Origin of the sequence: Clostridium perfringens (genome assembly GCF_016027375.1) — a bacterium.
Taxonomy (GTDB): domain Bacteria; phylum Bacillota; class Clostridia; order Clostridiales; family Clostridiaceae; genus Sarcina; species Sarcina perfringens.
On sequence record NZ_CP065681.1, the window covers coordinates 3,005,418 to 3,029,229 of the forward strand.

Sequence of the window (23,812 nt, forward strand, 5' to 3'; positions counted from 1 at the left end):
AAACAAATGAAATTAATTAGGGTTTTTAAGTTTATTTATGAGTTATTTTGATACAGCTTTCTAAAATTAAGCTTCTGTTACAAGCTCTTCTTCTTTATCCTTTTTTTCTTTACCATTTGCTTCAGTAAAGATATTTTCTGTAGCAGATAATTCTCTTAAGTAATCAATAAACCCATCTCTAAGATCTGGTCTTCTTAAAGCGTATTCAACAGTCGCTTCTAAGAATCCTAATTTATCTCCCACATCATATCTTCTTCCTTCAAAGTCATAAGCATACATAGCCTCTTCGCTCATAAGCTCTAAAAGTGCATCTGTTAATTGAATTTCTCCACCTTTACCAGGTTTTGTGTTTTCTAATATATCAAATATTCTTGGCGTTACTATATATCTTCCTAATATAGCAACATTTGAAGGTGCTTCTTCTGGTGATGGCTTTTCAACTAAGCCTTTTACTTTATAAACTCTACCTTCAATGTGTTTTCCATTAACTATTCCGTATTTAGAGACATTTTCCTCTGGAACAGTTTGTACACCTAACACACTAGTTCTATATTCATTATAACAATCAATTAATTGCTTTAAACATGGCTTTTCTTCATTATAAACTACATCATCACCAAGTAGTATAGCAAAAGGCTCATCCCCTACAAAAGTCTTAGCACAATATATAGCATGTCCAAGTCCTCTTGGCTCTTTTTGTCTTATATAATGGATATCAACCATATCTGATATATCTCTAACTAAATCTAAAAGTTCAGTTTTTCCTGACTTTTCAAGTTCCATTTCAAGTTCCACATTACGATCAAAGTGATCTTCAATTGATTTTTTACTTCTTCCTGTAATAACAAGTATTTCCTCTATACCTGAAGCTATAGCTTCCTCAATTATGTATTGAATAGTTGGCTTATCAACTATTGGAAGCATCTCCTTAGGTTGTGCCTTTGTTGCAGGTAAAAATCTAGTACCAAGACCTGCTGCTGGTATTATAGCTTTTCTTATTTTATTGTTCATCCTCTTATCCCCTTGTAAATCAAAATTTTAATATTAAGTTCTAATTTAAAGTGCCTTTGATTTTGAAATATACCTGTAAGACCATCTTAATAAGCAATTAGTGTTGCATTATATACGTAAGAATAATAGCGTTAAGAAGCTTTTATTGTTTGAGCATAGCGAGTTTAAAAGCTTTAGCTATTATTCTGAAGTAGATAATAGCAACTCTTTGCGAAATTAAGTTAGGTCTTGAAGGCTATTTCAAAATCAAAACTAACTAAAAATAAAACTTAATATGAAGTTTATTTAAAGTTTTTCATTCCAACGCATTGCCATTTCCAGAAGTCTTTGCACATGTCCTCTAAGTTTTTCTCAGCCTTCCATCCAAGTTCTTTTTCTGCCTTTGATGGATCTGCAAAACTTATAGCAATATCTCCTACTCTTCTATCTACTATTTTATAAGGTATTTCCTTACCTGATGCTTTTGAAAAAGCTTTTATTATATCTAATACAGAATATCCTTGTCCAGTTCCTAGATTATATGTGCTAATTCCAGAACCATCCTTTAACTTTTTCATAGCAGCTACATGTCCTCTTGCTAAGTCTACAACATGTATATAATCCCTTACACCAGTTCCATCTGGAGTGTTATAATCATCTCCAAATACTCTTACGTAGTCTAATTCACCATCAGCCACCTTTGAAACATAAGGCATAAGGTTATTTGGTATTCCATTAGGTAATTCTCCAATTAATCCACTTTCATGAGCTCCAACTGGATTAAAGTATCTAAGAAGTACAATATCCCATGAATTATCTGAAATATATAAATCTCTTAAAATCTCCTCTATCATAGCCTTACATCTACCATATGGATTTGTTGCAAAACCTGCTTGAAGTCCTTCATGTACAGGTACTATTTCACTTTCTCCATAAACAGTAGCTGAAGAACTAAATATAAATTTCTTAACATTATGATTTCTCATACTTGTCAAAAGATTTAAAGTTCCAATAATATTGTTATTATAATATTCTAAAGGTTTTTCTACTGATTCCCCTACTGCCTTAAGAGAAGCAAAGTGTATAACAGCATCTATTTTTTCATTTTTAAAAACCTTATCTATATCTTCAAAATTTACTAAGTCACCTTCGTAAAACTTTATATGCTTTCCTGTTATCTTTTCAACTATATCCTTAACTTCTTTTCTACTATTTACTAAGTTATCAATAACAACTACAGAATTATTATCATCCCTTAATAATTCTACTATTGTATGGCTTCCTATATAGCCAATTCCACCAGTTAATAATATATTCATTTAAACTTCTCCCTCACCAAAAAATTACAGCTTAAATTATAGCATAAATTTATTTAAAATTTCAAATTATATACTATTTATATAGAAAACTCTCCCTTTATTGCTTTAAATATACTATTATTTTTTAATAACTCTTTTATTATTTTTAATACTTTATCTTCTCTAAAAATATCATTACTTACTACAAATGTCTCTTCTATTATCTCTTCTATTAAATTTCTTCCCTCTATAATATCATCTTTTAAAAGCTCTGCTGCTTCCTTCCATTTCAGTAAGTTATCTTCTCTTATTAAAATCTCCACTTCTTCTATTATTTCCTCACTTATACTTTCCATAATATATTCTATGGACTTTTCAAATTTTAAAATATTTATATCCTTTCTTATTTTATATGGGCTTAATAAAAAGGTCTTTATACTGTTTTTTATTGAAGTTTCTAATAGTCTCTCTGGACATAGGCTTTTATACTCTCTCCCTCCAAAGTTATAAGCCATTCTTAAGGAAAACTCTTTAAGATTCTTATCATAGCTTCCTCTTACTCTTCTTATAAATTCTCTCTTAACTTTTCTGTTAATTCCTAAAGATAAGATTGTTAATCTTCCATATTTATAATATGGCTTATATTCATTTATTAGAAAACTTTTTTCTTTTATTTTATTTATTAAAACTTCTTCACTTTGATTTATTATTTTTTCTGTTACGCCCTTATTACTTAATACCTTTTTCTCTTCATCACAAGGAAATATTACTCTCTCCATTATTAAATTTAAATAATACTCTTCCCTTCCCCTAATTATTATTGAAGCCTCTTCCTCTCCTAATTCCTCCAATAAATTTTGAAAGTTATCTTTCAAAAAAGAGTTAAAAATATAAGGCATATGATGTGCCTCTTTTTCATTTAATACACTTATAAAATCACTTTCACTATTGTCAAATTCAGAAGAAAAATAATCCTTATAAATAGATTTTTCATAAATATATATATTAGTTTTATTTAAATATCCATTTATAATTAAGTATTTTAAAACCTCTAAATTTCTTTCAAAAGCCTCTTCTTCAATATTAAAAAGCCATATTATCTCATCACTACTAGCTAAGTTTTTCCTAGTCTCATAACTTAATAATTGATTTCTAAACTCATTAATATTTCCACTATAATCAGCTAAAATAAAATCCTTCTCTTTATTATGTAAAATTTCTTCTCCCCTAAAATTTCCTTCCAATCTTATATCACTAAATATTAAACTGCTGCTATTAGTATTATCCTTCTCAATAAAAAGACTCTCTAATATATAGAAAAACTTGAATTTTAATTCTTCTTGAGATTTTTCGTTATAATTCTCTTTATAACCTATAAGAAAATAAATATAAGCTAAATCTTTAATATTATCTAAAGAATGCTTATCTAAATCCTTATTATGAATCAAAGTTCCCTTAACTAAAAACTCATTATTATTAAAAACATAACTTTTTCCGCTTTTTCTTTCCCTAAACTCAATCTTATATTGAAAAATATTATCCAAACTATTTATCCTAAATAAAAACTCTTCCAAAATCCCCTTAAGCTCTATTTTTTTATTAATAATGCATTTTGAATATGGAGTTCCAACAAATTTAAACTTATTAGAATCCTGTTTAAAAATCACTTCAAAATTTGGAGCTCCCATATTATTAAAAAACTTATTTACCAATTTATCTTCTTTTGCTTCATTAGTATTTTTATATGCTTCACTAAACTCCCCACTTGATCCAATAATATTAGAAATTAATTTCTTTCTATATTCATAATCCCCACCTAATAACTGAATTTTCTTTTTAAATTCAAAGTTAAATCTAGACCTAATCTCCTCTTCTATAAAAGCTTTAAAGGATTTATTGACTTTGTAGTTTAATTCAGAGCCTCCTAATTCAACTTCTTTCAAAACCTCATTTAATTCCTCTTCTAATTTCTTATTAATATTATTATGAGAAATTCCAATAAAATTTTCTAAAATACTTTTTTTAAAATCATAATAAAACTCTTCCATAAAATGAGTATTATCAAAAACAATTTTCATAGATTTCTCACTATACTTTTCTAAGCTTTTTAAAAAGCCGTAATAATTTTCATAACAATCACTATTATTTATAATGCTCTTAATTTCATTAAGAAACTTGTTAGCTGCTTCATAATCTTTTTCTACATCAGCACCTAAACTTTTAGTTATAATTCTTCCATTCCCCTTATAATCCTTTAAAATAGGGTGCTTAAAGTTTACTGTAAGAACCCCCTTATTCTTTGGCTCTAGTAATGAAACTCCCTTTTCTTTTAACTTATTCATAAATTCACCTTCCATAATCCAAATAAAAATAGCTAATATCTTAATCCTTAACTAGAATATAAACAAAAATTAAAACTAAAATATAAACTAATTTCTAATTTAAATTATAATGAATTTATATAGGTATATTATGCTCACAGTGTAATATTAATAATAAATTTAAAGCTTATAGTTTTAATCTCCAATAGTTTAAAACAATATAAATTTTTAGATGCAACTATAAAAACTATTAATATAAATTATTTCTTTACTCTATTTATAAAAATACTACTTAAAAAGCACTCCTTATTTAAAAGAAAAAAATAAAAATAGACAATTCTCTTCTAAAAAAGATATTGCCTATTTTAATAATTCATAAAAATCTTATCCATATTAAGTTTCTCCTATAATTTTTCCTTTGATCTTTATAGTTAAATCATATTATTCAAAGTTTTTCATTTCTTCCCTAAGTTTCTTTAGTATTCTTTCCTTTCTCCATCTTGCTTTTGAATAAGTGGTAATATGCTTATGCTCTTGGCAATATTTCTGAAAGTTTCCTCTATCTTTGTATACATAAAGTATAAATTCCCTATCGCTTTTTGAAATATTAGCTAAAGCTTTTACGAAAGCTCTCATTTTTTCTCTCTCAACATATTCATCCTCTATGGAAATGTCATCCTTAATTGTCTCACCAATAGTAATACCCTCTCCTATAGGACTATCTAAACTTGAAAAATCAAGTCTATTCTCCTTCTTCTTACACATAGTTCCAAGTTTATTCTTAACATTTGTACTAATAAAAAATATAAACTCAGAACCATGATCCCCATCAAATTTACTTATGGATTCAATAATAACACTTCTAGCTATTTGCTTTAAATCATCAACATCATAACCATTAATAAAAAACCTAGTAGAGTATTTATGAATTAACCCTTCATAAATAGAAACAATCTCAGCCATAGCACACTTATCACCCTTTTTACCCCTAATAATTAACTCATTTAAAGCTTCCTTATTTCCCTTTTCCCCTAAAAGTCTAAGTTCCCTAGCAGTCTTATTAATAAATCTTTGCTTCTTTTCTGCCATACCTAATTATCCCCCTTAAAATGCAGAATTTTTAAAACAGCTATTAATATACCTAGTTATGTTTTTAATTTTAAATTAGATAGTTTTTATTTTTCATAACATATAAAGTTATGTTATTTATTGTAAAGTTATCTTATCATTTAAACATTTACATTTCAACAGAATAACAAATGATTTTCTATTTTTTAACAATAAATACATATTAAAACCTCTTCACTATTTAAATATGCTTTAGTAGAAGAAAAAGCTGTATTATTATGTTAAGTTTCTTTAAATATATCTATAATATTCTAAATTCCACTTTTATTAAATATAAAAAAAACAGTAGAGAATTTAAATTAACTCTCTACTGGATTCTATTAATGAAAATTATACAGTAATAATCTCTTTTTCAACTTCTTTTTTGAATAAAGATTCTTTTTCTGATAAGTTATTTAGATATTCTATAAATCCTTCTCTAAGCTCTGGTCTTCTTAAAGCATATTCAACAGTAGCTTCTAAGAATCCAAGTTTATCTCCAACATCATATCTTCTTCCCTCAAAGTCATAAGCATACATTGCTTCTTGTCCCATAAGTTCTAGAAGAGCATCTGTTAATTGAATTTCTCCACCCTTTCCAGGCTTAGTATTTTCTAAAATATCAAATATTCTTGGAGTTACTATGTATCTTCCTAATATAGCAACATTTGAAGGTGCTTCTTCAACAGAAGGTTTTTCAACCAATCCCTTAACCTTATAGACTTTTCCTTCAATATGTTTTCCATCTACTATTCCATACTTAGAAACATGATTTTCTGGAACAGTTTGAACTCCTAATACACTAGTTTTATATTCATTATAACAATCAATTAACTGTTTTAAACATGGCTTTTCCTCATTATAAACTACATCATCCCCAAGTAGTATAGCAAAAGGTTCATCCCCTACAAAAGTCTTTGCACAATGTATAGCATGTCCAAGTCCTCTTGGCTCCTTTTGTCTTATATAATGAATATCAACCATATCTGATATATCCCTAACCAAATCTAAAAGCTCATTCTTACCTGATTTCTCAAGTTCCATTTCAAGCTCAACAGACTTATCAAAGTGATCCTCAATACATTTTTTGCTTCTTCCTGTAATAATAAGAATCTCTTCAATCCCTGAAGCTATAGCTTCCTCAATTATGTATTGAATAGTTGGCTTATCAACTATTGGAAGCATCTCCTTAGGTTGAGCCTTTGTTGCAGGTAAAAATCTAGTACCAAGACCTGCTGCTGGTATTATAGCTTTTCTTATTTTCTTATTCACTTTTTTATCCCCTTGATTTTATATTTTTATAATAATTAACAATAACCTACTTTAAATATTTTAACACCATAATAATTTTACTTAAATAAATTTTTTCCAACAAATTTCTACATTTTATTCATTTAGATTTAATTAATAAAAATAAAGCTGTAAAATAATAAAAACCTATTTTACAACTTTATTCAAATTAAAATCTCCTATTATTGCTTTTTAAATGAATCCAAGTTTTTATTATCATATATATATTCTTGAATCTGATTTAAAGTAGTTTGTCTATCATAAACTAAATACCAAACTCCATTAATTATTTTTCCATCACAATAACCATCTAATGGAAATCTAGCTGTTTCTAAATTTCCTTTTACTAATGGTGCAGTATCTGTAGCAAGTTTTATCATATCCATAGAAGACATATTTGTCTATATATATTATAAAAAGTCATCAATTAATGAAGGATACTCTTTTGTAGGAGTTACTTTTAACTTTTCAAAAACGGCTTCTAATACTACTCTTTGTCTTTCTTTTCTTTTATAATCTCCACCATTAGCATATCTTATTCTAGAATAAGTTAAAGCTTGTTCTCCATTTAAAACTTGTTCTCCTAGAAAAGTTATTTCTGGGATATGATGAATTTCTTCTGGAATTATATTAATCTTAACTTCACCTAATTTATCAATAATCTCTGGAAGAGAAGTAAAATTAATAGACATAAAATCTTCTACATTAACCTTAAAATTATCATTTAAAGTTTTCATAGCAAGTTCTGATCCTCCAAAGGCATAGGCATGAGTAATCTTATCATCACCATGCCCTGGAACATCAACATAAGAATCTCTCATAATAGAAGCTAACTTTATAACTTTATATTCCTCATCTAAAGTAAGAATCATAATAGCATCACTTCTACCGACTTTTCTCTTAGGAGCATCAATAACAAATAAAGCAATGTTTTTTATATGCTTTACTTTATCTACTATTGCTCTCCATAGCCTCCTAAAGTTCCATTATCTTTTATTTTTAAGAAATCTTTTGCATAAAAATAATCTTTAAATTTTTATATTTTATATATTTTTTCCCCAATCTTAATTACATTTCTAGTATCATATATTATCTTATTTTCTAATAAATGTTGATTATTTTTAATTTCATCATGTGCAACTAATATTACTACAATCTCTATATCATTTAAAAATTCATTTAAACTCATTTCTTGTCCATTAAATTTCTTCTCTTTTATAAATGGATCATAAACTTTTATATTTTCCATATTATACTTTGTAAATATATCCAAAAGTTGTAATGTTGGACTTTCTCTCATATCATCTACATTTTCTTTGTATGTTAATCCATATAATCCAATTTTAGAATAATCTTTAATATTATTTTCCTTCATTATTTTATGTAATTTATCAAACACATATTGAGGCATAGCATCATTAACTTGTCTAGCGCCTAAAACTACGTTAACTATATCTGGATAATCTCCAACTAAAAACCATGGATCAACTGATATACAATGTCCTCCTACTCCTGGTCCAGGTTGAAGTATATTAACTCTTGGATGTTTATTAGCTATTTTTATTAATTCGTAAACATCCATACCTTCTCTATTACACATTTTAGTAAGTTCATTTGCAAAAGCTATATTTATATCTCTAAAAGTATTTTCAACAACTTTACTCATTTCAGCTACTTTTATATCAGTTACAACTATATCTCCTTTGCAAAATGACTTATACCATGATTTAACTTCTTTTCCAATATCTTTTGAATCAGCTCCTATTGTTCTTGAATTATGTTCTAATTCATAAACCATATTGCCAGGTATTATTCTTTCAGGTGCATGTACTAACTGTATATCTTTTCCAATTTCAAAACCTTTTTCTTCAATTATAGGTCTAACAAATTTATCTATAGTACCTGGTGAAACAGTTGATTCTATAACTAATATCGTATTAGGTTCACAAACCTCTAAAATTTGCTTAGTAGCACTCTCTATATATCTTGCATCTATTTTCTTTGATTCTTTTACATATGGTGTTGGTACTGTAATTATATATTTATTTGTTTTTTCATATTCAGTTTTAAATTCAATTCCATTATTTAAAGCTTTTTTAAAAACTTTTTCTAATCCTTCCTCTTCAAAAGTTAAACTTCCTTTGTTTAAAGTATTTACTAAATTCTCATTTAAATCTGTTCCAACTACTTCTAGCCCATTTGATGCAAACATTAAAGCTGTTGGTAATCCTATATATCCTAATCCAATAATATTTAATTTACTCATTTTATTCTCCTAACTTTTAAAATTAAATTTTTTAATATATGTTTAATAAATAAAAACCCTTCATTTTTTCTAAAGATAGCATAAAATATTATATTTGATGTACAAAAAACTAAAACTGATTTAAGTATTAACTGCTCACAATTAACAACTTCAATATAATTAAATAAAAAGTTCACTACTCTTGTAATAAAAATTAATACTATAGAGATTTTAAAATAATTAATAAAATACTCCTTAGTTTGCTTATTAAATCCAAATTTATATATTACAAAAGGATCTATCCAAAATTGAGTTAGTACTTTAGATATTATAGTACCAAGACAAACCCCCAATACTCCCAACTTAAAACACAGAATTGTTGAGATTAATAAATTTAGAATTACAGAAATTATAGGAATATATTTATACTGATTAAATAGTCCCATTGTTTCTCTATAAATAGAACATGTTATTTGTGTACCATTTAAAAAGAAAATTATTACTATTGCTAAAACTGTACCATTATCTAATAAAAATCTATTTCCTATCCAAATATTTATTAAATCATTAAACAATATATATAAACATATACTACAAATTCCATATATCCATATATTAAGGAAAAAAGTTTTCTTAAATATTTCTTCTTTTTTTTCTTTATCATTAATTGTATTTAAATTTCCAATACTTCCTTTAATTGAATTAAATATATTTGCTATTATTCTATCAATAGTTACAGTTATCATTATATAATTTGAATATATACCTACTAAATTTACACCTTTAATCATAGAAAGCACAATATTATCGCTTGCAACTAAAATAGACCAAGATAATCTACTTATAAATATAGCTTTTATATTTTTGAATAAATTCATTTTTTCATAGTTATCTAATTTTATTATATTACTGTCTTTTATAAATGGATAATCCTTATTTACTTTTATTCCTATAATTATATTTTGAAATACATTACTTAATAGTTGAACTATAAGATAACCTATAAAACTTTTATATAAAATTAACACAATTATTTGTACTATATACATGATAACAGTGAACGAATTTGAAATTATATTTACAATATATGCTCTTTGATCAGCAATCAATAATGACCTTTTATAAGCAAAAAACATATATGAAAATACCGTATTTAACAAACTTAAAATATATAAAAAAGTTAAATTATCTATTTTTTCATTGCTATTTACTAAAATCCCCAAAAACGGAATCACAGCACTTCCTATAATAAGCACAGATAAACCTATTATCCGATAATATTTTTTGTAAGTATCCATTAATGATTTTATTTTTTCTTTATTATTTTCTGCTATTGGTTTGTAAAGACTAAAAATAATTGCACTTCCTATACCTAATTCAGCTAATGATAGTATAACTATTATATTAGAAAACAATCCCATCAACCCAACATAAACTTCTCCCAAGTTCTTTATAAATATAGTTCTAGTAATAAAACTAAATATTGTTGTTATAATTAATCCGATACTACCAACACTTGCATTAATAATAGATTTCTTTGTCCTCAATCCTCCACTACCCTCCATTAATAAATTAACTTTGATATTAAGTTATTATAATAGTTTAATATCGAGTATCTTTGTCCTCTTTTATATGCAAAATATGACATATTACTCCTTAACTCATTATCTAATAACAATTTAGTCATATTCTTAGCTAAATTTTCTATATATTCATCATCAATATTAACCACCAATCCACATTTTTCATCTATCAATTCTTTAATACCACCCGAACTACTTACTATCACAGGCATTTTACTTACTAATAATTCAATAGTTGATAATGGTGCTGCATCTATTCCTATTGATGGTACAACTCCAAAATATCCTAAAGAGTATAATTTATTTATTTCATCATAATCTATATATCCAGTAAAAATCACATTATTATTACTAATCCCTTTAATTTCCTCAAAAAATTTATTACTTGAATTATTACTATAGCTTATTCCCCCAATTATAAGTAATTTTATATTTTTAAATTTTTCATTCAATTTATTAAATGCTAATATTAATTCCTTAACCCCTTTTTCTTTTGTTATTCTTCCAGAATATATTATTATTCTATCTTCTTCACTAATATTATACTTGTTCATTATATCTATTTTTTTCTTTACTTCAATATTCTTAGTAAAAGTTTCTAAATTAATACCATTATAAACTACATCAATATTAGTATATTCTTTTACTGAATTAACTCTATTAGCAATAAATTTACTTACAGTTATAATTTTGTTATTATAACTCAAAATTTTATCAGAATGTTTTGTATCTGAATTTATTAAATCATTATGTAAATGTAAATTTATATTTTCAAATCCATATTTCATTAATATAATTGAATATTCTGGTTTATTTTCAATCAATATTCTATCTATTTTTTTTATATTTCGTAACTTCTTAACTACTTCATTTATATAAGCATTTCCATAATAATTTTTAGAAAATCTATTTATTAAATATCTCGTATATCTACTTAACTTATATTTATACCTATCTATTTCTATAAAATAAAATTTACAATATTTATATTTAAGACTTTTTTTATATGCCTCTTTAGAATAAATACTAAATAAGTGTATTTTAACTCTTTTTTCATATTCATTCTGATTAATAAAATTTTGTATAAGATTCTCTATAGCTCCACCTTCAGTAGCTGGAACTGGTAATATTCCCGGTGATATAATAATTAAATTTTTCATAAAATTACTCCAAAATTTTTTTCCATTTTTCAACTATATTTCCTAAATTAAATTTATGTAAAATCATAGACGAATTTTTGGATAAGTTTAGTCTTAATTCTTTATCGTTAAGTATTTTATCTATACAACTAGCCATTTTATCAATATCAAAACAATCTATTAAAAATCCATTTTTCATATCATCTATAATTTCATTTGGTCCAGTTTTACAATTAAAACTAACCACTGGTAATTTATTACTCATAGCTTCAATTAAAACAACTGGTAACCCTTCATGCCTTGATGTCATAACGTATAATGAATAATCTTTATATTTTTCATTAATATTATCAGAATATCCACAAAGCTTTAGTTTATTTGTTAAACCTAATGAATCTATTTTGTTTTGAAGTATTTCTCTCTGACTTCCTTCTCCCCAAATATGCCATTCAAAATTAGGATTTCTTTTAAGCACAATATTAGCCACATCTATTAAAATATCAAATCCCTTTTGATGTTCTAATCTTCCACAACTTATTATTTTATTTGACTTTTCATTATATATATTATCTTTTTTATAATTCCATTCTAAAGGATTATATATTAAATTTATATTTTTACTTTTCAAGTTAAGTGTATATTGATTCAGTGAATCTTCTGTAATAACAACAGTTTTTTCACAATACTTAGATGCTATTCTTTTTCCAAACCACTCTAGCCCTAATACTTTTCCAAAATTAAAAGCTTGATGATCCCATGCTATTAATTTTATATCAACTCCTATAAGTGCTGTGAAAAATAAAGTTACTAATCCTGATCCAGATACTATCAATATATCTATTTTATTATTCTTAAAATACTCTCTAATTCCTTTCATAATAAAAATATAATTTTTTTTTATATCCTTTTTTTCATAAAATATATTATCTAATTCTATATTTTTATTAAACATCAAATTATTTTTATTTTTAGAATTAAAAAGCGAGATAATACTGATATTTAGGTCAGTTTCTTTCGCTAGTTCATTCGCTATAATATTAGTAACTTTTTGAACACCTCCAAAATTATTAATATCACTTACTACAAATGCTATCTTTTTCATTCTTTAAGTCCCCCCTAACTCTATAAGAAATTATAAATGAAATACAAAACCATAACTCACTTACTGTTGTATATGAGCCACTAAACATTAACATTACCAATGGATATATTAAAATAACTGAAAAAACTTTATTTTTATCTTCATATTTGTTTATTAAATTTAATTTCATTAAAGTTATAATTGCAAATATAAATACAAAAATTAAGTAAATTAGTCCACCACTTCTTAAAATATCTATAAAAATATTGTGATAATATCCTTCCATATTAAACAATCCTATTCCAAACATAAGATTTTCGTTAATTTCTTTAATAGCCTCTGAATAAATAATATCTCTTCCAGATGTACCCTTCCAATTTATTCCTCCAGCAGGCGATATAAATTGAAAAACTCTATCAAATGATGTTTTAAATACATCATTTTTTAAAAGTAATTCTAATGCAAAAATAATAAAAATTATCGAAATTAATATTAATATTAATAACTTAAAAAACTTATATATATCTCTAAAATCTGTATAAAGAAATATATAATATATTGTATAAATAAAGATTAATACAATTCCGCCTCTTCCCCCAGACATTAAAGCACAAAAAACTTGAATAAATAAAAATATATACTCAATACATTTATATAACTTTCCAGTAAAAACACTATATCTTAAATTATTTTTCCCATTAATAATCATATACAAATTAATTCCATATGAAAAAGCTGAAATATATGATAATGTTTGATATGAAGCTCCTGCTATGCCATTAAAATTTTCTGCTAAAACAAATTGTCCAATAGTGCTTTTCATTATTGAAATTGTAGAAATAAATATAAATATATCTATGTATTTATAAAGAATTTTTAAAGATTTTTCTTTTCTAGCAAAATAAATTCCTGACAATATAGCGGGATATGACCATAGAAAAAAATATTTAAAATAATAATTTAATGCAAAAATACTTATATAACCTTTAAAGATTTTTGTTGTAATTAAATTACTTATCAAGAATATAGGTAAAATAATTATCAAAAACATATCTTTTTTTAATAAAATTAATTTATTTCGAATAAACTCACTAAAAAAAATATATAAAACTGATATAAAAATTATAATATTATATATTTTATATATTGGATTACTCTCGCTTCCAGTAAATCTATATCCAATTATAGAACTAACAATAAAAAATAAATTAGTCGTACATATTGAAATTGCTAAAATTATATTTTTCATCTTTTCTCCATTTTTACACTGTTATATAATTTAGAAATTTGAACCTTATAGTCTCTATTTCTCAAAATATTATCGTATTTTGCATTGTTTTCTTTATCATATTCTCGATTTACAATTATTCTTTCTAATATATTTGAAGCTTCTTTTATATTGTCTATATCATATAAATTCTTATTTTCTATTACTCTTTCTTTATTTGAATAATGATTTTCCATTATAACTGGGCATCTACAAACTTGAGCATGAATAGAACTTAATGTAGTTTCTTTTGGAAAAATACATATATCGCTAGCAGAAAAATATTTTCTAAGACTCTCAAACTTTTTGCTGTCATCTATAATAAATTTTATTTCTTTTTTTAAGTTATTTATCTTTTCATCAAATAAGCTCATAAATTTTAAGTTTTTACCACCGATTAATAGTAATTTTATGTTTTTTTTCTCAATTAAACTTCCAGACAATTCATTCAATATGTCAATAATTAAATCTGGTCTTTTATTAAAATCAAACTTACCAATATAACTTATTACTATATCATCCTCATTAAAACCATATTCAGATCTAACTTCATTTCTCCCTTTAAAATCATAATACATAACATCACTATTGTATCCATGATATAGAAAATCTACTTTTTCTGAATTTATCCCTAAAACATCTAAGTATTCTGCTTCCTCTACCCCTAATGCAAATACCTTACTATATATATCCTTTTTATTTATAATCTTTGAAAAAAATAATTTAAAAAATTTATAATATATATTTGCAAATTTATTTTTTGATGCAACCCATGACATGTGACAATCTCTTACTATAGTATATTTAGGAGCTTTACCAAATAAAATTAAATCTTTAAAGTCACCAATCCCATGTAAAAATACAACGTCTGGATTTAAATTATCTATGGTTTTAAATAATCCTTTAAATAAATATCTAGATGATATAACTGCATAATAATCAAGTCTAATAACATCTATGTCATATTTATTCTTTAAAACCAAATCACCTTCCTTTAATTTGGATTTGTCTGAAAAAATAGGATTTTGAGATGTTATTACTATAACTTTATCTCCCTGTTTAGCTTGCACCTTTATCAACTCATTAATTTGATACCCTGCTTGTGGTTCAAATCTATCTTCAACATGTATTATTTTCAATTCTATTCACCTATCTTATAAGTATTTATATACAAATTTAATCTTCTATATTTATCTAATTTACTTATTTCTTCTAAATCTATTGGATCACATTTAAAATTTACAATCTCATTATATAACTTATTTAAATTTCCTTGATCCACAATTTTGCTACCAACAATTTTTTTTAAAGACTCAGGACTACCACCTGTATCAAAAGTTATTACGTTAACTCCACAAGCTAAAGCCTCTAAATTTGTAGTTGGAAAATTATCTTCTAATGTTGGATTTACAAATATATCTGCTACTGAATAAATTTTTACAAGTTCATCTAAATTATTTGTTCTTATTATTCCTAATATATTTTTTGGTAATTGTTTTTTTTGTTTTTTATTAACTCCTACAATTATAATTTTATAGTTTTCATCTAGCATTTGAGATAATTCTAAAAAAAACTTTAATCCTTTACGCCTATCCCAAGCACTAGCAACTCCCAATATAATAATTTTATCTTGTAAATTATGTTTTTCTCTAAAATTACTTTTTGTTGGTTTAAATATCTCTAAATCTATTCCATTATTTATTACTTCAACCTTATATTCAGATAAGAAAGATTCTTTTACTAACCCCGCTAACCATTTAGATGGTGTTACTATAGTTAAATCATTTACTCCAGTAAATATTTCTTTTTTCTTTTTAAAGTTATCTTTAGAGTTATCTAATATATTGCTTGTTGGATATTCTTTTTTTTGCGGACATTCTTCACATACACTCTTCCACTTACTACATCTTACATAATCAAAGTAAGCACAATGTCCTGTAAATGCCCAACAATCATGTAATGTCCAAACAACTTTTTTATTAGCTTCTTTTAAATAGTTAAATAAAATTTCAATATTTATATAATAACCATGAATATTATGTAAGTGTATTACATCTGGATCATATTCTTTTACTTTTTTTATAAATTCTTTTGTAGCTTTAGTAGAACCAAAGCCATGTTTATCAAAAAGTCTTGTTTTTGCTACATGCATATAGTTATCAAAATCTGTTCCTATTTTTATTGTTTTTATTCCTTCTGGAGCAGTTCCTCTTCCATAAGCAATTACACATTCATGACCTTGTTCTTCTAAAACTTTATATAAATCAGTTGCTATTCTTCCTGTACTTCCTACTCCACAAACAGAGTTTATCTGTAATACCTTCATTTTACTTTCTCCATATAAATTTATTTATTACTGAAGTATATCCTTGAATAATATTAACAACCTTAGTTGAAACATTTATATCAGTATAGTCATGTACTTTAACTAATTCTTCGCCTAATTCTTTTTCCTTAGTTATAACTTCTATCGCTTGAGTTATTGAATCGAAAGTTATTCCTCCAAGAATTACTGATCCTTTATCAACTGCTTCTGGTCTTTCTGTACTTGTTCTTATTGATACTGCTGGAAATCCCATTATATTTGATTCTTCTGCTAATGATCCTGAATCTGATAAAACACAGAATGAATCTTTTTGAAGCTTATTATAATCATAGAATCCAAAAGGCTTTAATTGTTTAATATTTTCATGGAACTTAATACCTTTCTCTTCTATTCTCTTCCAACTTCTTGGATGAGTTGAATATATTACAGGCATATTATAAGTTTCAGCAATTGCATTTAATGCATCTGTTAAACTTTTAAAGTTTTCATCATTATCAATGTTTTCTTCTCTATGCGCACTTACTAATATAAATTTACCTTTTTCTAATCCTAATCTTTCTAAAACATCACTTTCATCTATCTTAGTCATATATCTTGCAAATACTTCTGGTAATGGTGAACCTGTTACAAATGTGTATTCTTTTCTCATCCCTTCTGATAATAAATATCTTCTAGCATGCTCTGTATAAGCTAAATTAACATCACTTGTTACATCAACTATTCTTCTATTAATTTCTTCTGGAACATTTTGATCGAAACATCTATTCCCTGCTTCCATATGGAATACTGGAATTTTTAATCTCTTAGCAGCAATTGCACTTAAGCAACTATTTGTATCACCTAATATAAGTAATGCATCAGGTTGTTCTTGTACTAATATTTCATAACTTTTTGCAATTATGTTACCCATTGTTTCTCCAAGATTATTACCAACAACCCCTAAGAAATGATTAGGTTCTCTTAACTCTAACTCTTTAAAAAATACATCATTTAATGTATAATCCCAGTTTTGTCCTGTATGAACTAATATATGTTCAAAATATAAATCACATTTTTTTATTGTTTCTGCAAGTCTTATTATCTCTGGTCTTGTCCCAACAATAGTCATTACTTTAAGCTTTCTCATTTTCTACCTCCAAGTAAATAGTATCTGGCTTTTCCGGATTAAAAATTTCATTAACCCACATTATTGTTACCATGTCTCTTTCTCCAGTATTTATAATGCTATGAGTATATCCTACTGGTATATCAACAACTTCTAATTTTTCTCCACTGACCTTGTACTCTATTATTTCTTCTGAATCTACTTTTCTAAACCTTATAACACCTTCTCCACTAACAACTAAGAACTTCTCATTTTTAGTATCATGCCAGTGATTTCCTTTAGTTATTCCTGGTTTAGATATATTTACTGAAACTTGTCCTCTATCCTTACTTTTTATAAACTCAGTAAATGATCCTCTATTATCTACATTCATCTTTAATGGATAACTAAAATCATTTTCTGGTAAATAACTTAAATAAGTACTATAAAGCTTTTTAGTAAGTTCATTTTCCATATTAGGTATCATTAAACTTTTTCTACTTTCTTTAAAAGAATTTATTAAATCAACAATTTCTCCTAAAGTCGCTTTATGTTCAATATCAACATTCTGATATCCAGGAATGTAGTTTTCTTCATTGTCTATAACATTTTTTATATTTCTTACTACATCATCTATGTAAACTAAAGTCATTTCTTTACTTGGATCAGAAATCCAAACTTCTTCTCCCCTAGAAATATTATGACAGAAAGTTGCTATTGCTGAATTATAGTTAGGTCTACACCACTTACCAAATACATTTGGTAATCTAAATATAAAAACATTTCCCTTTGTATCTGCCATATATCTAATTAAAGCTTCTTCAGCTCCTTTTTTACTTTGTCCATAAGCATTATCTAAATCTGCTTGTATGGAAGATGTAATTAGTATTGAAGTGTTTTTATTATTTTTCTTTAAGATTTCTATTATCTCTTCAGTTAATCCAGTATTTCCTTCAAAAAATTCTTCTTCATTTTTAGGTCTATTTATCCCTGCAAGATGAACTATAAAATCAGAATTCAAAATACCATTTTCTAATTCCTCTTTTGAATTTTCTCTATCTATACAAATTATTTCATATTTATCTTCTCTCTCAAGAGTTGAAACTAAATTTTTTCCTATAAATCCTTTAGCTCCTGTAATTAATACTTTCATAAAATACTCCTTTATTAAACAAGTTCAAAAACTTCATTAGAATTATTTTTAAAATTTTCTAACTCATGTTGTATATATGGAATTCTTAATAATAATTCTTTTACTTGTTCAACATTTATTCTATTTGTATTATCTGAATTATACTCTTCTTGGTTTCTTCTTGATCCTTCACCCTCAGTAAAGTATTTAGCATAATTTAAATCTCTATTATCAGCTGGTATTCTAAAATAATTTCCTCTATCTTCTGCCTTAACAAACTCTTCTTTAGTTAATAAAGTTTCGTATGCTTTTTCTCCATGTTTTGCTCCAATTATTTTTATTCCTACATTTGATTCAAAAAGTTCTTTTAACGCAGTAGCTAATTCTAAAACAGTACATGCTGGTGCTTTTTGAACAAATATATCTCCTTGCTCTCCATGTTCAAAGGCATATAAAACTAAATCAACAGATTCTTCTAAAGTCATCATATATCTTGTCATTTCAGGATCTGTTACTGTTAAATCTTTTCCTTGTTTCATTAAATCTACAAATAGCGGAATAACTGAACCTCTTGAAGCCATAACATTACCATATCTAGTTCCACAGAAAACAGTTTCTCCTTCTCTTGCGGCTCTTGCTCTTGCAATCATACACTTTTCAGCCATTGCTTTTGAAATTCCCATTGCATTTACTGGATAAACCGCTTTATCTGTACTTAAAAGAATAACTTTTTTTACTCCATTAGCAGTTGCAGCTTTAAAAACATTATCAGAACCTTCAATATTAGTTTTAACGGCTTCCATAGGATAGAATTCACATGATGGAACTTGCTTTAAAGCCGCAGCATGGAAAACATAGTCTACCCCTTTCATTGCATAATTTAAACTTTCAATATCTCTAACATCGCCTATGTAATACTTAACTTTATCATTTTTAAGCTTGTTTCTCATTTCATCTTGTTTTTTCTCATCTCTTGAAAAAACTCTTATTTCTTTAATATCCGTATCTATAAATCTCTTTAGAACAGTATGTCCAAATGATCCTGTTCCACCAGTTATTAATAAAACTTTATCTTTAAATATTCCCATTTAATCCACCTACTTAAATTTATTCATATTTCTTTCTAATAAGTCAACTGATATTGCGAAATTATTTTCAATATATTTTCTTCCATTCTTACCCATATTGATTCTAACTTCATTATTTTCTGCTAAAAACTTAACATTTGAACAAAAACTTTCAATATCATTTGAATAACTCCATAAACCACAGTTTGATTCTTTTATTAACTCTTTAAAATCTGTATTTTTATCTGTAGCAGCTAACACTGGAATTCCACACTCCATATATGCTAAAATCCTAGAAGGATAATTTGGAATAGTAAATCTATAGTCAAGTAAAACTAAACCTACATCAGATGCTCTTACTAATTTTTCATATTCATTTCTAGGTAAATTATCAATTTGCAATACATTATTACAATTATTATCCTGTAAAAACTTTTTTATATTATTTCTCTCTGTTCCTCTTCCGACTAATAAGAAAAATACATTTCTATTATCTTTTAACCTCTTAATAGCATTACATAAAAATTTTACACCTTGAGGTTTACCCATATTTCCACCAAATAAAAACACTGTGCTTTTTTGAGGTATTTTATATTTATCTCTTATTGAATAATCTATTTCTTGATCTACAATAGGTTGTACTTTTTTCGTGTTAGGAAATATTTCCACCTTAGAAGAATTTATATTGGGATTATGTTTCAAGATATAATCTCTATTTCCTTCTGACATACATCCTATAGTATCTGAAATACTATATAATAACTCTTCTTTTCTTTTAAACATTTTATATGATAAGCTATTTTTATTTATTATTCCAATATCTAAAGCATTTTGTGGAAATATATCTTTAAGCATTAGATATGACTTTGCATTAAACATTTTTTTTGCATATTTAACAATCCCACCATTCGTTACTGGTGGTGATTCATAAAGAATCATATCAAACTGCATTTCTTTTAAATATTTCTTTATAGCAAATTTCATAATATACTCCATTGTAAGAATAGATATTCCCTTTTCTATGAAATTCACATCATATATGTTTCCAGTACGAACTCTCAAAACTTTACATCCACGTTCTTCATACCATACTGTTTTATTAGTATTTTTTCTTTCCTCTGTTACCATAACAGTTATTTCATGCCCATTTTTAGCCATTTCCTCTGCTAAATCTGTATATATGGTGCTTCCCTTTTCCGGCTTGGGAAATGAAGTTGATATATATAAAACTTTCATGCTATTCCCCCTTATTAGCATTTATTCCACCAATGATATATATACTTAATATCATCTATCTTATAGCCACAAGATGTATAAAAATTTAAAGCATTTATATTTTCAATTTGAGTTCCTACTTTAATTAATTTAATTTTATTTTCTAAAGCAAACATATCTAGCTTTTTCATTAATACTGTTCCTATTCCTTTACCTTTAAACTTATTTGAAACACATATTAATTCAATAACTAATTCATTTAATTTATTTATTGAAAACAATATAAATCCAATAATTTTTTCTTCTAATTTATATGTAATAAAATACTTACTTTCTTTTTTAAATGAATTGCTAACCCAATTCGCATATACTCCTTCTGCTTTTTCTTTTGTAATATTACTATCATTTAAAAACCTAGAATTTTCAAATGCATTTTTAGCTAATTCAACTATTTCATTTTCAAAATTAATATTATTAGATATTTCAATATTACTATCATCAAAATCATCATATACTTTAATTTGTTTCTTTTTAAGTTGAACATTAATATCTGTAATAAACGTTTTTAAATTTTTTCCTATATACTCACTATTATGCGGAAGTTTCTTTGAATTTGTTAATATAACAAAATCTTTACTATTTAAAAATTTAGATATATACTCCGAATCTTTTTCATTTATATTTTTTATTAAATCAATTCTTCCGCATTTTACACCAAAATATTCTGTATCCCATTGTAAATCTCTTAATACTAAGTTATCTAAATCCACCTCATTATTTTTCATTTTTTACCTCATTCCCATTAGAATTCTTTTGTTCTATAAAAATACCTTCACTTTTTAAAACTCCAAATGCAGTTTTAATGAATATTTTTACATCTAAAGTAAATGACATATTGTCTATATAGTAAATATCATTTTGTATTTTTTCTTTCCAAGGAATTGAATTTCTAAAATAGGCTTGTGAATACCCTGATATTCCTGGCTTTATTTCTAGCTTCCTACTTTCATTTCCAACATATATTGCTTTATGCTCTGGCAAATCTGGTCTAGGTCCAATTACACTCATATCGCCTTTAAATACATTTAAAACTTGTGGTGCTTCATCAAGACTTGTTTTTCTTAAAAATTTGCCAACTTTAGTTAATCTAGGATCATCCTCCGAATTAAAAGTTGATCCATCAGCCTGCCTTATGTCAGGTGCATTTACTTTCATTGAACGGAATTTATACATATAAAATATATCCCCATTTTTTCCCAACCTAGCTCCATTATAAAATATAGGTCCTTTATCTTCTAAATATATTAATATTGATATTGGAATAATTAATATTCCTAATAATATTAATCCAGGTATTGATAATAAAATATCTACTAATCTTTTACCAAACTTTTTATACATTCTTAATTCCTCTTAAAACTTCATTAAATGTTTTAATTACATATACTATTTCATCTTTAGATAATAGTGTATTTAGTGGTAACGTAATTTCATTTTTATACATATCAAATGCATTGGGATAGTCTTTTATATCAAATCCTAAATTTTTATAAGCAGTTAGCATTGGTAATGGTTTATAATGCACATTAGTAGCTATCCCACATTCTGCCATTTTTATTATTAATTTATTTCTTTCTTCTTCTGTTATTCCTAAAACTCTTACTAAATATAAATGACCACTAGATTTTGAATCTTCTGTATAATGCCTTAAAATCTGAAGATTTTTATTTGATACTAGTGCTTCATCATACATTTCTATTAAATTTTTTCTACGTTCAAGTATTTCTTTATACCTATCTAATTGTGCCAAACCTATTGCTGACATTATATCTGTCATATTACATTTATAAGTTGGTTCTAATATGTCGTATTCCCATGATCCTATTTTAGTCTTTGATAATGCATCTTTGGTTTGTCCGTGTAAAGATAAAATCATATATCTTTTATATATTTCTTCATTATCTACACCGTCTATATTTCTCCACGTAATAGCTCCCCCTTCAGCAGTTGTAAGATTTTTAACTGCATGGAATGAAAAACTTGTGAAATCTGCTACCTCTCCAGCCATTTTTCCTTTATAAGTTGCTCCAAATGAATGTGCTCCATCAGCTACTACTACCACTCTACCAATCGCACTTTGTATATCATTATTTGGAATGAATATTTCCTTCTTTTTATTAACAATATCTAATATACTATCATAATCACACATCACCCCTGCTAAATCAACAGGAATTATTGCTTTTGTCTTATCTGTAATTGCTTCTTCTAACTTTCTTAGATCCATTTGATACGAATCTTTAACTGTATCAACTAATACTATTTTTGCTCCAACATGATGTATAACACTTGCAGACGCTGTATATGTATACGCAGATGTAATAACTTCATCTCCTTCACCTATTCCTAGAAGTCTCAAAGTCATTTCCATAGCCGCTGTAGCAGAATTTAAACATACTGCTTTTTCTGTATTACAATATTCAGCTATCCTTCTTTCAAATTCTTTGGTCTTCGGTCCTGTTGTTATCCAACCTGATTTTAAAACTTCAATAACATTTTGTATTTCTAAATCAGTAATATCTGGTGGTGAAAAATTTATTTTCATTATTAAGCCTCCCTTAATTTTTATTAGTTATATTTTTACTATACAAACCTCTTATCTAGTAT

21 protein-coding genes are annotated in these 23,812 nt (G+C 25.8%); all 21 read right to left on the reverse strand.

Annotation, left to right across the window (positions count from 1 at the left end; genetic code table 11):
• Positions 1–66: 66 nt before the first annotated feature.
• Positions 67–1,011: a UTP--glucose-1-phosphate uridylyltransferase GalU gene (gene galU, locus I6G60_RS13950; protein WP_003455278.1), complete on the reverse strand. Its 945-nt coding sequence runs from the start codon at positions 1,009–1,011 to the stop codon at positions 67–69.
• A gap of 281 nt (positions 1,012–1,292) precedes the next feature.
• Entirely contained in the window at positions 1,293–2,309 is a 1,017-nt protein-coding gene (galE, locus tag I6G60_RS13955) for a UDP-glucose 4-epimerase GalE (protein ID WP_110071008.1), read from the reverse strand.
• 77 nt (positions 2,310–2,386) lie between these two features.
• Positions 2,387–4,630 carry a hypothetical protein gene (locus tag I6G60_RS13960; RefSeq protein ID WP_197925443.1) on the reverse strand — a complete coding sequence of 748 codons (2,244 nt, stop codon included), beginning with the start codon at positions 4,628–4,630 and terminating at the stop codon, positions 2,387–2,389.
• Positions 4,631–5,050: 420 nt separating this feature from the next.
• Positions 5,051–5,698 carry a sigma-70 family RNA polymerase sigma factor gene (locus tag I6G60_RS13965; protein ID WP_003471487.1) on the reverse strand — a complete coding sequence of 216 codons (648 nt, stop codon included), beginning with the start codon at positions 5,696–5,698 and terminating at the stop codon, positions 5,051–5,053.
• 369 nt (positions 5,699–6,067) lie between these two features.
• Positions 6,068–6,988, reverse strand: a complete 921-nt coding sequence (gene galU, locus I6G60_RS13970) for a UTP--glucose-1-phosphate uridylyltransferase GalU (protein ID WP_164814873.1) — start codon at positions 6,986–6,988, stop codon at positions 6,068–6,070.
• 200 nt (positions 6,989–7,188) lie between these two features.
• A complete protein-coding gene (locus I6G60_RS13975) occupies positions 7,189–7,392 on the reverse strand; it encodes a hypothetical protein (protein ID WP_197925445.1) in 204 nt (67 codons plus the stop codon).
• A gap of 24 nt (positions 7,393–7,416) precedes the next feature.
• Positions 7,417–7,878, reverse strand: a complete 462-nt coding sequence (locus tag I6G60_RS13980; RefSeq protein ID WP_197925447.1) for an LCP family protein — start codon at positions 7,876–7,878, stop codon at positions 7,417–7,419.
• Between the two features lie 164 nt (positions 7,879–8,042).
• Complete coding sequence (locus tag I6G60_RS13985; protein WP_197925449.1) at positions 8,043–9,272, reverse strand: nucleotide sugar dehydrogenase; 1,230 nt, start codon at positions 9,270–9,272, stop codon at positions 8,043–8,045.
• Positions 9,269–10,798 (reverse strand): lipopolysaccharide biosynthesis protein, encoded by a 1,530-nt coding sequence (locus I6G60_RS13990; RefSeq protein ID WP_197925451.1) that lies wholly within the window; start codon positions 10,796–10,798, stop codon positions 9,269–9,271. The genes I6G60_RS13985 and I6G60_RS13990 overlap by 4 nt, the downstream gene beginning before the upstream one ends.
• A gap of 17 nt (positions 10,799–10,815) precedes the next feature.
• On the reverse strand, positions 10,816–11,994 hold the full coding sequence (locus I6G60_RS13995) for a glycosyltransferase family 4 protein (protein WP_197925453.1): 1,179 nt from the start codon (positions 11,992–11,994) through the stop codon (positions 10,816–10,818).
• Positions 11,995–11,998: 4 nt separating this feature from the next.
• Positions 11,999–13,075 carry a glycosyltransferase family 4 protein gene (locus I6G60_RS14000; RefSeq protein ID WP_197925455.1) on the reverse strand — a complete coding sequence of 359 codons (1,077 nt, stop codon included), beginning with the start codon at positions 13,073–13,075 and terminating at the stop codon, positions 11,999–12,001.
• Entirely contained in the window at positions 13,047–13,970 is a 924-nt protein-coding gene (locus I6G60_RS14005) for a hypothetical protein (RefSeq protein WP_197925456.1), read from the reverse strand. Before I6G60_RS14005 ends, I6G60_RS14000 begins: the two co-directional genes overlap by 29 nt.
• Before the next feature lie 329 nt (positions 13,971–14,299).
• The gene (locus I6G60_RS14010; protein WP_197925458.1) at positions 14,300–15,460 is read right to left on the reverse strand and encodes a glycosyltransferase family 4 protein; all 1,161 of its coding nucleotides are present in this window, start codon (positions 15,458–15,460) and stop codon (positions 14,300–14,302) included.
• Between the two features lie 2 nt (positions 15,461–15,462).
• Positions 15,463–16,647 carry a glycosyltransferase gene (locus tag I6G60_RS14015; RefSeq protein ID WP_197925460.1) on the reverse strand — a complete coding sequence of 395 codons (1,185 nt, stop codon included), beginning with the start codon at positions 16,645–16,647 and terminating at the stop codon, positions 15,463–15,465.
• 1 nt (position 16,648) lies between these two features.
• On the reverse strand, positions 16,649–17,773 hold the full coding sequence (wecB, locus tag I6G60_RS14020; RefSeq protein ID WP_139932794.1) for a non-hydrolyzing UDP-N-acetylglucosamine 2-epimerase: 1,125 nt from the start codon (positions 17,771–17,773) through the stop codon (positions 16,649–16,651).
• Complete coding sequence (locus tag I6G60_RS14025; RefSeq protein WP_197925462.1) at positions 17,760–18,884, reverse strand: polysaccharide biosynthesis C-terminal domain-containing protein; 1,125 nt, start codon at positions 18,882–18,884, stop codon at positions 17,760–17,762. Before I6G60_RS14025 ends, wecB begins: the two co-directional genes overlap by 14 nt.
• Before the next feature lie 14 nt (positions 18,885–18,898).
• Positions 18,899–19,945 (reverse strand): polysaccharide biosynthesis protein, encoded by a 1,047-nt coding sequence (locus I6G60_RS14030; protein ID WP_197925711.1) that lies wholly within the window; start codon positions 19,943–19,945, stop codon positions 18,899–18,901.
• A gap of 15 nt (positions 19,946–19,960) precedes the next feature.
• The gene (locus tag I6G60_RS14035; RefSeq protein WP_197925464.1) at positions 19,961–21,166 is read right to left on the reverse strand and encodes a glycosyltransferase family 4 protein; all 1,206 of its coding nucleotides are present in this window, start codon (positions 21,164–21,166) and stop codon (positions 19,961–19,963) included.
• Between the two features lie 14 nt (positions 21,167–21,180).
• Positions 21,181–21,930 (reverse strand): GNAT family N-acetyltransferase, encoded by a 750-nt coding sequence (locus I6G60_RS14040; protein WP_197925466.1) that lies wholly within the window; start codon positions 21,928–21,930, stop codon positions 21,181–21,183.
• Positions 21,920–22,546: a sugar transferase gene (locus tag I6G60_RS14045; RefSeq protein WP_197925467.1), complete on the reverse strand. Its 627-nt coding sequence runs from the start codon at positions 22,544–22,546 to the stop codon at positions 21,920–21,922. Before I6G60_RS14045 ends, I6G60_RS14040 begins: the two co-directional genes overlap by 11 nt.
• On the reverse strand, positions 22,539–23,750 hold the full coding sequence (locus I6G60_RS14050; protein WP_197925469.1) for a DegT/DnrJ/EryC1/StrS family aminotransferase: 1,212 nt from the start codon (positions 23,748–23,750) through the stop codon (positions 22,539–22,541). The genes I6G60_RS14045 and I6G60_RS14050 overlap by 8 nt, the downstream gene beginning before the upstream one ends.
• Positions 23,751–23,812 lie beyond the last annotated feature (62 nt).